The organism is Gardnerella bretellae, from assembly GCF_048545135.1.
GTDB classification, from domain to species: Bacteria; Actinomycetota; Actinomycetes; order Actinomycetales; family Bifidobacteriaceae; genus Bifidobacterium; species Bifidobacterium greenwoodii.
The window spans coordinates 1-11,528 of record NZ_JBKQXU010000009.1 but is presented as its reverse complement, the minus strand read 5'-3'; the positions used below and the strand labels follow the sequence as shown (position 1 = coordinate 11,528).

The 11,528-nt window shown below is 50.2% G+C and carries 10 protein-coding genes; 2 read left to right on the top strand and 8 right to left on the bottom strand.

The window, feature by feature from the left end; all coding sequences use genetic code 11:
* Positions 1-38 precede the first annotated feature (38 nt).
* From ACJV7B_RS06050 to ACJV7B_RS06015, 8 genes are all read right to left on the bottom strand, one after another.
* Positions 39-2,843: an ATP-binding cassette domain-containing protein gene (locus tag ACJV7B_RS06050; RefSeq protein WP_419389209.1), complete on the bottom strand. Its 2,805-nt coding sequence runs from the start codon at positions 2,841-2,843 to the stop codon at positions 39-41.
* 54 nt (positions 2,844-2,897) lie between these two features.
* Positions 2,898-3,506, bottom strand: coding sequence for an ECF transporter S component (locus ACJV7B_RS06045; protein WP_004137040.1), 609 nt, complete (start codon positions 3,504-3,506; stop codon positions 2,898-2,900).
* Between the two features lie 414 nt (positions 3,507-3,920).
* Complete coding sequence (locus tag ACJV7B_RS06040) at positions 3,921-4,763, bottom strand: DUF4191 domain-containing protein (protein ID WP_205727535.1); 843 nt, start codon at positions 4,761-4,763, stop codon at positions 3,921-3,923.
* 147 nt (positions 4,764-4,910) lie between these two features.
* On the bottom strand, positions 4,911-5,552 hold the full coding sequence (locus ACJV7B_RS06035; protein ID WP_119520558.1) for a DUF3043 domain-containing protein: 642 nt from the start codon (positions 5,550-5,552) through the stop codon (positions 4,911-4,913).
* Positions 5,553-5,604: 52 nt separating this feature from the next.
* Positions 5,605-6,972, bottom strand: coding sequence for a dipeptidase (locus ACJV7B_RS06030; RefSeq protein ID WP_419389208.1), 1,368 nt, complete (start codon positions 6,970-6,972; stop codon positions 5,605-5,607).
* 238 nt (positions 6,973-7,210) lie between these two features.
* Entirely contained in the window at positions 7,211-7,762 is a 552-nt protein-coding gene (locus ACJV7B_RS06025) for a low molecular weight protein-tyrosine-phosphatase (protein WP_375169036.1), read from the bottom strand.
* A 95-nt stretch (positions 7,763-7,857) separates the two neighbouring features.
* Positions 7,858-8,523: a dihydrofolate reductase gene (locus ACJV7B_RS06020; RefSeq protein ID WP_419389207.1), complete on the bottom strand. Its 666-nt coding sequence runs from the start codon at positions 8,521-8,523 to the stop codon at positions 7,858-7,860.
* Positions 8,524-8,607: 84 nt separating this feature from the next.
* Entirely contained in the window at positions 8,608-9,480 is an 873-nt protein-coding gene (locus ACJV7B_RS06015; RefSeq protein ID WP_116793839.1) for a thymidylate synthase, read from the bottom strand.
* A gap of 97 nt (positions 9,481-9,577) precedes the next feature.
* Here ACJV7B_RS06015 and ACJV7B_RS06010 point away from each other — a divergent pair, with 97 nt between their 5' ends.
* Both ACJV7B_RS06010 and ACJV7B_RS06005 read left to right on the top strand, forming a co-directional pair.
* Positions 9,578-9,997 carry an OsmC family protein gene (locus ACJV7B_RS06010; protein WP_410314611.1) on the top strand — a complete coding sequence of 140 codons (420 nt, stop codon included), beginning with the start codon at positions 9,578-9,580 and terminating at the stop codon, positions 9,995-9,997.
* Positions 9,998-10,163: 166 nt separating this feature from the next.
* Positions 10,164-11,447: a glycosyltransferase gene (locus tag ACJV7B_RS06005; protein ID WP_472850105.1), complete on the top strand. Its 1,284-nt coding sequence runs from the start codon at positions 10,164-10,166 to the stop codon at positions 11,445-11,447.
* Positions 11,448-11,528: the final 81 nt, after the last annotated feature.

Here is an 11,528-nt window from a genome sequence, read left to right as displayed (position 1 = left end):
AAACGCGAGATAAATTCCCCACATTTGGAGCGCTAGTATCACACACCGCCAAGGAAAGCGAAAGTACCGAAGTAAAGCGCCGACGCCACCGAAACCAGCGGCACAATCGCGCAAACAACCAAAATCCACCAATCGCGCGCATGCACACTGCTCACGCGAGCGTGCGAACGCGCCCCAACTCCCCCAAAACCGCGCGCTTCCATAGCCGTGGCGAGCGTCGTCGAACGCCGAATCGAAAGCACAAGCAGCGCAAACGACTGCGGGAAGAACGCCCTCACGCGATGCTCATCGCCAAGCCCGCGCGAACGCCTCGACGCCGTCAGCGCCGCCCAATCATCCTGCAGCACGCCAAAAAGCCTAATTCCCGCCAAACCGCCGTACACAAATCGGTCCGGCAAATGCATCACCTGGCTAAAAGCATCCGCCAAATCGGTTGCGTCCATGCCAATCACCATCACAATCGACGGAATACCAATCGCCAAAATCCTAAGCGAGGTTGCAACGGCCAGCATCGCCGATCGGTCCGTAGCATGCATAAGCCACCACTGGAACCAAGTATTTCCGCCACTTTTGCCGTATAGCAGCACGGTGAGCGCGGAAGTCGGCGCACCCACCCACACAGGCCACGAAAGGCGAATCACACGCCAAGGAGTAAGTTTGATGCACGCAAAAATCGCAAATTCCAGCACCAGCGCCACAGAAGCCGACACGCAATCAAGCGTAAAAATCAGCGGAATCGAAGCCGCGAACGCTCCAAAAATACGAAATACCGGATTCATCGACGCAATAAGCGGCGAACGGCTGGAAAGTTTCGGCTTTTCGCTGCGATTGTTGACGGCACTCACTTTGATTCGCGAAATGTCGGTTGCGCCGGTGGTGGCGGAAAGAGCTTCGGAAGATTCGGCAGATTCTGCGCTCACTGCACCTTCCGCACCTTCCGCAGCTTCAGCAGCTTCAGTTTTCGCATCCGGCACAAGCTCCACCAAGCGCGCGCCCAACGCCTCAACCAGCTCACGATCATGCGTCACCACAATAATGCTCACACCCTCGCTGCGAAGGCTTGCAATCAAGCGAATAATTTGCAGCCAAGTTTTGCGATCCTGACCAAAAGTTGGCTCGTCCAAAATCAGCACGCGCGGAGCCGCAGCAAGCGAAGCTGCCACAGTCAATCTACGCTTTTCGCCGCCAGAAAGCGTGTACGGATTCGCCTTCGCATAGCGCGCCAAACGGAATCGCTTCAACAGCTCCTGAGCCTTCGCACGCGCCTCATCCTCCGGCACTCCCGTGCGAAGCGGGCCCAGCATAACCTCGTCCAGCACCGAACCGCACGCAAACTGATGCTCCGGATTTTGGAAAACATACGAAATTCGCTTCGCCAAATCCGGCGACTTCCACTTCATTGGATTCGCGCCGTTCGCACCTTTAGCAAGAGCCTCGCTCGCCACAACCTCGCCGCTTACAGCCGGCAAAAGACCCGCCAAAGTTAGCGAAAGCGTTGATTTTCCAGTGCCGTTCGCGCCGACCAAAGCCGTAATCTGCCCGGCTCTGAACTCAAGATTGATGTGACGCGCAATAGGCTCGCTGCTATGGCTGATTGCGAGATCCTTCGTAGAAAGCAGAACTTCTCCGCAGCCTTCTGCTGGATTGCAGTTTGAGGAAGATTTTGAAGAAGATTTACTTTCGGAATAAGATTTTTCGGAAGATTTACTTACGGAAGATTCATTTGCAGAAGATTTTACGTTTTTCTTGTAGCGCTCCGGAAGCCAAATACCCAAATCTTCAAAGTCCAAATCGGTGCGATTAAACACCTCGTCCGGCGTGCCATCCGCCACAATCACCGTGCGAGATGAAGCCGCGCGCGCAATATCGTCGTCGTGAACGGTTTCGTCGTGAACGGTTTCAGTAGAAGTCTCACGTTGAGCAGTCTCATCGCGAGAAGTTTCATCATTCTCAAGCCCAAGCACAACCACGCGATCAATCATGTCAATCCACGGCTCAGCATGATGCTCAACAAGCACCATCGTGGCATGCGTCGAATCCAAAACCGCGCGCACAGCGCCCACAATCTGCTGCGTGCCGTCCGGATCCAAATTCGCAGTTGGCTCGTCCAAAAGCAGAACACTCGGCTGCATCGCAAGAGCGCCCGCAAGAGCCAAACGCTGCATCTGACCGCCGCTTAGATGCGAAGTTGAACGATGCAACTGCAAGCCATCCAACCCAACTTTTTTAAGACTTTCGCGCACACGATCCCAAATCTCTTCGCGCGGAACGTTCATATTTTCCGGACCGAACGCAACGTTATCTCCCAAACGCTGGAAAATCGCCTGCGCATCCGGATCTTGCAAAACAAGCCCAACCTTGCCTCGCGCACGTCGAACCGGCACGCCGTCAACCAAAACGCAACCCTCACTCACGCCACCATCGGCATCTTCGACAAGAGTGGTTTGATGGGATTTTGCGGAAGTATCAGAAATATTTGCGGAAGATTTAGAAGTATTTGCGGAGGATTTAGTAGCGCTATCTTTAGCGCTATCTTTAGCGCTACTTTTCGCCACAAAATCATTGCCAATAAGACCTGCCGCACCGCTTAAAATCGTGGATTTACCAATGCCTGACGCACCCAGCAGCAACACACGCTGACCCGCCTTAATCGTGAGGTCCAACCCGCGCACAGCAAAAGCGCGACGGGAAGCATGACGATAACCCCAATGCTCAAAACGAAGCTCAGCGTTATTAGCTTTACTAGCGTTATTAGCGTTATTAGCGCTGCTGTCACTATTGCAATCGCTTGAAGCTGATGGAAGGAAAGTTTCAGATTCTTGCGATTTAACAGCATCAGGCATAGTAAATCCTTTATGGCAATGATAGATTTTTAATTTTTGCGAATACGTTATTCGCTATTTTTCGCGGATTTCGCGACCGGAAGCAAACTGATCCAACGCGCCGGTCTTAGCGATTCCCACATACAAGAACCACATCAAAATACCAGCAATCACAATGCCGGAAACCACGGTGCTTACGAAGTATGGAAGACCATACTTGCCGAATACGCTAACAGCCTGCAACTTACCGAGGAAGGTGTAACCCCAGCAACCAATGCCAGTCAATGCGCCGGAAAGAATCATTGTGTTCAAATTCCACTTCTTGTAAGCGAAAATAATGAACGCAATTTCAGCAAACAGACCCTGAACCACTGCAATAGCGAAGGTTTCAGCACCGCCCCACTGATTGCCCATCAAAGCTTCGAGCACGCCAGCTACGACTTCAGCGTAAATAGCAGCACCCGGCTTACGCACGATTACTGCTGCCAAAGGAGCAGCGAAGAGCCAAAGACCGTTAATAAGACCTGCAAAACCTGGAAGAATGCTGTTTAGCGCAGTCCATGGAACCTCACTAAAAATGGCAACAACCCAATAAATAAAAGCAGAAACAACGCCAATTACGGAAGCAACTGCGATGTCTGCAACACGCCACTGCATGTTGGACTGATAATTTTCTTCTGACATAAAAATGTGCCTTTCTTATTCTGCGTTGCAATGCGTTACATTGTGCGCAATGCAATATTTTGCGTTACAACGAAACATTGCAACAACTATCAGGCACGGGAAAAACTGACTTCCGTGCGCCGGTATTACCCGGATTCACGTTCAAGCGGTTTTCTCTCAGCTCTGCTGCGCGCAGTAACGCACCAACACAAAGCACCCGTGTCGATTGACGATTGTACGGCACTGTGCCGACGCCAGCCCTCCAAACGCGAGAAAAGTCCCTCACATTTGGAGCAAAATGACACAGATAACCCTCCAAACGCGAGAAAAATACCCCACGTTTGGAGCAAAATGACACAGATAACCCTCCAAACGCGAGAAAAGTTGCGCACGTTTGGAGCAATGCATCACAACAAGACGTTAAAACACCAAAATTTACTTACCGCGCATCGCACGACGGCTTATGCGCTGCGGACGCGTCGGATCAATCCCCTTCGGAATTCCAAATCCGCTCTTGCTTTGCAGAGTGCGCAAGCGCTCGTTCAAAATCGCCAGCTCCGTCTTAGTAAGGAAGAATCGGCGGTTTGGGTGAATCTTATTAAGCAGCGCAAACTTGTGATTCGACGGCTGCAAAGTCTTGGCGCGCAACACTTTTCCGCGCAATTCCTTAAGCTTCACCTGGTTTTCGCCATTGCCAACAGCCATACGGTATACAGGTATATTAGATCCCGCCGTAACGCTTCTAATAGCGTGCTCCTGGCGGTCCATCGCGTGCATCAAGCGCTCGTAATTGCCCTCGCCAACTAGGAAGATTCCGTTAAAACCGGTTCCGCGCCAAATCGCGTCCTTCGTGCGAGGATCAACCCACACCGGCTGCTGCGGGAAGGTAAATCCGCCCTTGTTAATAGCCGAAACGATGCCAGCCGCCGCACCCGGGCGACCTTCCAACTTCGCGTAACCAACCTTATCCGCGCGCTTCGTAAGTACAACCGTAAACAGCAGCAAACCAACCATCACCGCTGTAACAATCATCATAATCCACGCAAAAATCGACCAGCGCAGCAGCAAACCAAGCACAATAGCCACAACTATTGGTGCTGCAAACGCCACAGACAGCCACAGCGGAAGCTGCTTATCGTCAGGATGCGTGTACTTATAAATGCGGATAATCTGCGAAAACATGCCCTGCATGCCCATCTTATTTCCGGACTTATTTGCGGATTTATTTCCCGACTGATTCGTGCTATGCGATTTGTCTTGTGATTTACCTTGTGCCATGCGTCTACCCCATGATATTCGCGTTATTTTGAGTATTCAAAATAATAATAGTAGGTTGTGCAAATATTAATAAATTTGCGATTACTATATTGCTTACTTTCGCTTACTATATTGCTTATTTTCGCTTGACTTCAGCTTGAGTTCAGCTTACTTCGGCCAATTTCCGCGCTTTGGCGAACTTGGTTTCGGCAAACGCCAGCGACGCATCTGCATCGCACGGCTCCAAGCATACATGCCGGAACGCGACTGCTTCGACACCGCAACATCGCCATAACGACGCACAAGCTCCTTACGCAACTTTCGCCACATAATAAACATGTCGATCACGGAAGCAAAAAGATACGTGTACAGCAGCACAGCGAGCGCAATGTACACAATCACAAACCGCGAAAGCGCAAACAGGCATATCATAATCACAATTGCAAACGGCACGAAAAACTCGCCGATGTTAAAGCGCGCGTCCACGTAATCGCGAATATATACGCGCCACGGAAGCTGCTCAACCTTTGGCATATGCGCCAAATCACCCGTACGCATTGCTTCGTATTGGATATTTTCGCGCTGCCTGATTCTAGCGCGAGCCTGCTTTGCACTGGCCTTGCGATCGGCTGGAACAAGCGGACGAAGATTTTGCGCTTGAGCCGCGTTGCGCTTAGGAGTTGGCGCGTTTTTTTCGCGGGATTTCACGGCTGATTTTTCGTCTGATTTTTCGTCTGATTTCTGCTGAGCAGACGCGCCGACGCTAGCTTCGTTAGCAGCTGTTTTCTTTGCAAATGGATTCCATGTCATGTTTGCAGATTACTCAACAGACTAGACGCATAAGCGCAACGTAGAAACGAGATTACTCAGCCAATCGATCCAAAAGCAGCGCTTCGGTAACAATATTTCCGCGCAATCCAGAAAGCGAAATCGACTCGTTCGGGCTGTGCGCATTAGACTTAGGGTCTTCCGGACCAGTCACAAGCACTTGCGCTTTCGGGAATATGCGCTGAAGCTCTGGAATAAACGGAATCGAGCCACCCTCGCCCTTATTTACCGGCTCCACGCCAAAAGCATCACGCATAGAAGCGAGCGCATCCTTTGTTGCCACAGCATCCGGATCCATTGCCCAACCCATGCCGTTATCAATCGGCTCTACAGTAACTTCCGCACCAAAAGGCGCGTGAGATACCAAGAAGTCGCACAGCGCTTTTTGCGCTTCTTCCGGACGCTGCGAAGGCGCGGTACGAAGCGAAAGACGCAACTTAGTTTCGTGCGCAATAACATTAAAACTGCCCTCAACTGGGTGCGCGTCCATGCCGATTACCGTCAAGCTCGGCTTCGTCCACATGCGAGCGGCGAGAGAACCAGTTCCGGCGAGCTTATAAGAATCAACTACGGAAGCGTCGGCACGCACTTGCGACTCGTCTAAATCGCGCTGCAAACCGCCGACCGGCTCCTCTGCTTCAATTCCAGGCACTGCCAAGTCGCCATCCTTGTTATAAAGTGAGGCAATAAGCATGGAAGCGAGAGTGTAAGCGTCCAAAATTGGGCCGCCGAACTGGCCGGAATGTACTTGATGGCCGAGCACTTTAACTTTTACGTCCACGTCGGTATTTCCGCGCAAACTCGTTGTGAGACTTGGTATTTCGGCGGACCAGTTGCCGGAGTCAGCCACGATGATTACGTCTGATTCAAACTCGGCTTTATGCGACTCTATGAAAGGAATGAAGCTTGGCGAGCCCATTTCTTCTTCGCCTTCGATGAAAACCTTAATATTTACGCGCAAATCGTCGCTTAGTGCGCGCAAAGCTCCGTAGTGGATTGCGATTCCGCCGCCGTCGTCGGCAGATCCGCGGCCGTAAAGACGACCGTCGCGCTCTGTGCCTTCAAATGGGTTTGTGTTCCACTCGGATGGGTCTGGAACTGGCTGCACATCGTGATGTGCGTACAGCAAAACCGTTGGCGCGCTTGGGTTTACGATGCGCGAGCCGACCACTTCGAAAGCTCCCGGAGTGCCGTCCGGATTCGTGGACTGCTCAACGCGCGCGTCAATACCAACACCACGCAATACCCCAGCCACGTATTGCGCGGACTTTTGCATATGCTCGCCGGCAATACCCTTAGCCGAAACCGCAGCAAGTGAAATCTTCTTATTCAACACGGAAACTACATCATTCCAAGCGTCTTGCACGCGAGCGCGCACGTCTTCAACAGCCAAACCTGCCATAAATCCTCCCAAGTAAAAGTAGCAGAGCAGTAATTGATACTTACAAAACTATACCTATAAATTATACCCAAACTATGTCCGCAAATATATTCGCAAACATGAGGAAAGTTGCGCACGTTTGGAGCAAATAACCAGACCAAACCCTCCAAATGCGGGAAATTTATCTCACATTTGGAGCGATACAAAGGCAATAACACTCCAAAAGCGGGAAAAGTTGCGCACGTTTGGAGCACTTAGTTTAGTTAGCCCTCTCAATGCGAGCAGCAACCCAATCGACTATGTAAGGCGCGCACTGTTCAACCTGATCCATCGCAACTTCAAACTCGTGCGGGCCACCGTACCACGGATCTGCCAAATCGAGCATCATCTCGCGACCAGGCTGCGGCTTAGGAAGCTCCGGATCAAACGCGCGATACATGTGCACAAGATCGCGCTTTTGTGCAGGAAGAAGGCGCAAAAGCGAGTGCATGTGCGAAGCCGTCATCGGCAAAAACAGGTTCGTTTCCGCAATCTCATCCGCATCAATTCGATGCGCAAAATGCGACGCAGGAATCCTATACCCACGTTTCGTAAGCTCACGCTGTGCGCGACGGTCAATCGGATTTCCGTACTCTTCGTCGCTAACTCCGCTGGAACGCACTGCAACAACGTCGCCCAATCCCCTCAACTGAAACTCGTTGCGCAACACAATTTCTGCCATTGGCGAGCGGCAAATATTGCCAGTGCAAACCGTCATAACAGTGTATGGGTGACGCGCGTCGACCTTGATTTTGCTTGATTCTTCAGTCATGCTTCCTCGTTTATTTTGCTGTCTCGTTTATTTTTCTGTCTCGTTTATTTTTGGGTTTTTCGTTTATTTTGCGATTTTTTATTTTGCAATTTCGTTTACTGCAAAGGCGCATATACCATAAACCGGTATCGTGCAGGATTGCTTTCGCTACCAACTTTAAGCGGCGCTTCCTCAAACTCGCCTTCGCGCGCAACACGCCATTTTCCGGAGTCAACTAGCTCATGGATATTCGGAGCAAAGGTGTCTGCCGCAACTTTCGCTTCGATTTGCGTGACGTAAGCCGCGTCCGCGTGATAATTCGCAAGCATTTCGCGCAAAATCGCAGCGCCACCAATAACCCAGATTGCGGGGCCGTCTTGAGGCGAGTCCTGAGGGGAATCTTGAGACAAGTCTTGAGATTCGCTTTCCTTATTTTCCAGCGCTTCCTTATTTTCCAGCCATTCGCGCGCGTAATCCAAAGCTGCGTCAATGCTAGTAAAACTACGCGCTCCATCTGCCACAAAATCAGGATTATGCGTAACCACAATATTTTCGCGACCAGGCAGCGGACGGAATTTCGGAGGCGTTGCATCCCACGTACCGCGGCCCATAATCACAGGGCAGCCGATTGTCATCGCCTTAAAATAGCGCAAATCCGGGGAAAGTCGCCACGGCATGCCGCCGTTCACGCCCATCGCACCGGGCTTGCCGTCCAAACCGAAAGCCTCGCCCCAAATAAGTCGCACCGGAAAATTATTCAGCGCACTTACGCTACTTTCCATTTTCGCCCCCTAAAAACTAAATCAAGCCAAATCAAGCCAAATCAAGCTCAATCAAGCTCAATCACGCAAAATAATTCGCAATTATCACACCGCAACCGGCGCTTTAATCGTCGGATGATGCTGGTAATCAACAACCTTAAAATCGCTGTAATCGTAGTCAAAAATCGAATCCGCTTTACGAATTTCAAGCTGCGGATACGGGTATGGCTCACGCGAAAGCTGCTCAAGCACCTGCTCAACGTGATTGTCGTAAATATGGCAATCGCCGCCCGTCCACACAAACTCGCCAGGCTCCAAACCTGCCTGCTGAGCCATCATCATCGTCAAAAGCGAGTAAGACGCAATGTTAAACGGCACGCCGAGGAACATGTCGCACGAGCGCTGGTAAAGCTGGCACGAAAGCTTGCCGTCGGCAACATAGAATTGGAAAAGCGAGTGGCAAGGTGGCAACGCCATATGCTCAACTTCCGCAGGATTCCAAGCGCTAACAATCATTCGGCGAGAATCCGGGTGATTTTTCATAAGATCCAGCACATTCGCGATTTGGTCAATTGTGCGATTTGGATTTTCCGCGGTAGGAGCAGGCCAACTCCTCCACTGAACGCCGTAAACCGGGCCTAAATCACCGTTTTCGTCCGCCCACTCGTCCCAAATATGAACGCCATTTTCTTGCAACCAGCGCACGTTGCTCGAGCCTTTAAGGAACCAAAGCAATTCGTACGCAAGTCCTTTGAAAAACACGGTTTTTGTGGTGATAAGCGGGAAGTATTTACTAATATCGAAGCGGATTTGCTGGCCAAAAAGTGAGATTGTGCCAGTGCCGGTGCGATCTGATTTTAAAGTGCCTTCCGTAAGGATTTTTCGCACTAAATCCTCGTAAGGAGTTGGGATGCTGGAAATCGGTTTTTGTGGGATGCGCGCGCGAATTGCGGCGAGTTCTTCTTCTGTTAAAGCCATGATTCAATGGTAACAATTGCACGGTAAGAATCGTGCTGTCGTGGCGGTAACAATCTAGCGTAAAATAGTTAGAACAAACAGTAGCAAAGGAGCAAAAATGTCTAGAAGATTATGGGTAGAACGCAACGAAGACGGCACTTGGGAAGCAAAAAGCGAGGACGGCACGAGCCTTAAGTTTGGCCGCGGCGAAGGCATGTTTAACCCTGTTGAGCTGATGCAGATTGCTTTGGCCGGTTGCACCGCCCTTAGCAGCCAGTATGCGGCTGAGCAGGCGGTTGGCGAGGGTGCTGGAGCGCGAGTCGTGGTAAACGGCACGTATGATGCGGAAGAAGGAGCGTACTTGCGTTTTCAAGAAGACGTTACGCTCGATACAACTTCGGCAAAACCTGCGCTGAGCGAGGAAGATGCGGCCGCGCTTAAAGAGCGCATGGAGCGTCATATTTCCAGGGGTTGCACGGTTAAACATACGCTCGAAAATGGGGCTAAAGTAAGCGTAAACGTTACAGTTCGCCGATAAAATAAGCCAAAAATCGCGAAAAATCACGCTAAAATCACCCTAAAATCACCCTAAAATTCACCACGTGTGGCACAATTGAATACACCAATTGAGTACGCGAATTGAGTACACAAGATACTTGCGCAATATTGACGCTACGCATGCATGTATGCAACCGGAGGAAACTTTGAAAATCGCTATTTTTACCGAAACGTATCCACCGTACATAAATGGCGTAGCAACACAGTCCTACATGCTCAAAAAAATGTATGAAGAGCTTGGTCACGAGGTGCTTGTGGTCACGGTCGGCTCCGAAAAACAGCGCAAAACCAAGCTTGAAGACGGCGTCGTCTATGTGCCTGGAATCTTGCTAAAAAAGCTTTACAAGTATCGCGTGGCGCTTCCGATTGGCCACATGCGAAAGCAGCTGCCGCTTAAATTCAAGCCGGATGTTATTCATATTCAAAACGAATTCGGAATTGGCGAAATCGGCTTGGAAGTTGCGAAAAAAGAGCATATTCCTGTTATTTACACACTTCACACAGAATACGATAAATTCCTGTTTTACATTGGTTTGAAGCATTTTACTGAGTTTTCGCGCAACCTTTCGGCGAAATATTTTATGCGATTCTCGAAAAATGCCACAATTATTACGAGTATGTCGGCTAAAGCGCAGGCTTATATTGACCGTCAGAAGGTAGATAAAAAAGTTGTTGTGCTCAACAATGCCGTGGAATACAAGCAGTTTTTGCCAACGCCTGAACGACTTGCCTTCCGCAAATCTTTCCGCGAAAAATACGGCGTTTCGGATTCGACTAAGCTTTTCGTTTTCGTAGGCAGAATTGGTGCAGAGAAAAATATTTCTGAGCTTATTGACAACTTTATGTATTGCGATTTTCCTCGCGAAAAAGCGCGATTATTTGTGATTGGCGGCGGCCCAGATTTAGAATCGTTGCGCGAGCGCGTAGCCTCTAACGGTTTTGACGACAGAATCTGCCTTCTCGGACCTATTTCGCACACGGAAATTCCAAAGTATTTGCACGCGATGGACTACTACACAACCGCCTCGCTTTCCGAAATGCACTCGCTTTCTATGCTCGAAGCAATGGCTTCCGGACTGTTTGCGCTTGTGAAGCACGATGTGCCGAACGAAAACCAGATTATTAGCGGCCAAAACGGGTATCAGTGGGATACTCGCGAAGATTTTAAGGCGGTTTTTAGCAAGGTTTTGAATATGAGCGAGGCTGAGCAGGCTCAGCTTAAGGCGAATGTGCTTGAGTATTCGAAGAATAACGATTTTAAGAGTCAAGCGCTTGAGCTGCTTAAAATTTATGAGCGCGCAATTGAGATGAATAAGAAAGATCTCGCCGAAAAGAAGGCGAAGCGAGATGCAAGGCGTGCGCGTTTTATGCTAAATAAGCACGCAAATACTGAGGCGGAGTCTAAAGAGTCGCAAGAGACGCAAGACTAGACGACCTGCGCGCTCCAAACACGAGATAAATACCTCACGTTTGAAGCGATACACAACCCAAAACCCTCCAAATGCGAGATA

Bases quoted from the DNA above. Each gene is read 5' to 3' on its own strand.
- ACJV7B_RS06050 (WP_419389209.1), bottom strand. From the start codon at position 2,843: ATGCCTGATGCTGTTAAATCGCAAGAATCTGAAACTTTCCTTCCATCA.
- ACJV7B_RS06045 (WP_004137040.1), bottom strand. From the start codon at position 3,506: ATGTCAGAAGAAAATTATCAGTCCAACATGCAGTGGCGTGTTGCAGAC.
- ACJV7B_RS06040 (WP_205727535.1), bottom strand. From the start codon at position 4,763: ATGGCACAAGGTAAATCACAAGACAAATCGCATAGCACGAATCAGTCG.
- ACJV7B_RS06035 (WP_119520558.1), bottom strand. From the start codon at position 5,552: ATGACATGGAATCCATTTGCAAAGAAAACAGCTGCTAACGAAGCTAGC.
- ACJV7B_RS06030 (WP_419389208.1), bottom strand. From the start codon at position 6,972: ATGGCAGGTTTGGCTGTTGAAGACGTGCGCGCTCGCGTGCAAGACGCT.
- ACJV7B_RS06025 (WP_375169036.1), bottom strand. From the start codon at position 7,762: ATGACTGAAGAATCAAGCAAAATCAAGGTCGACGCGCGTCACCCATAC.
- ACJV7B_RS06020 (WP_419389207.1), bottom strand. From the start codon at position 8,523: ATGGAAAGTAGCGTAAGTGCGCTGAATAATTTTCCGGTGCGACTTATT.
- ACJV7B_RS06015 (WP_116793839.1), bottom strand. From the start codon at position 9,480: ATGGCTTTAACAGAAGAAGAACTCGCCGCAATTCGCGCGCGCATCCCA.
- ACJV7B_RS06010 (WP_410314611.1), top strand. From the start codon at position 9,578: ATGTCTAGAAGATTATGGGTAGAACGCAACGAAGACGGCACTTGGGAA.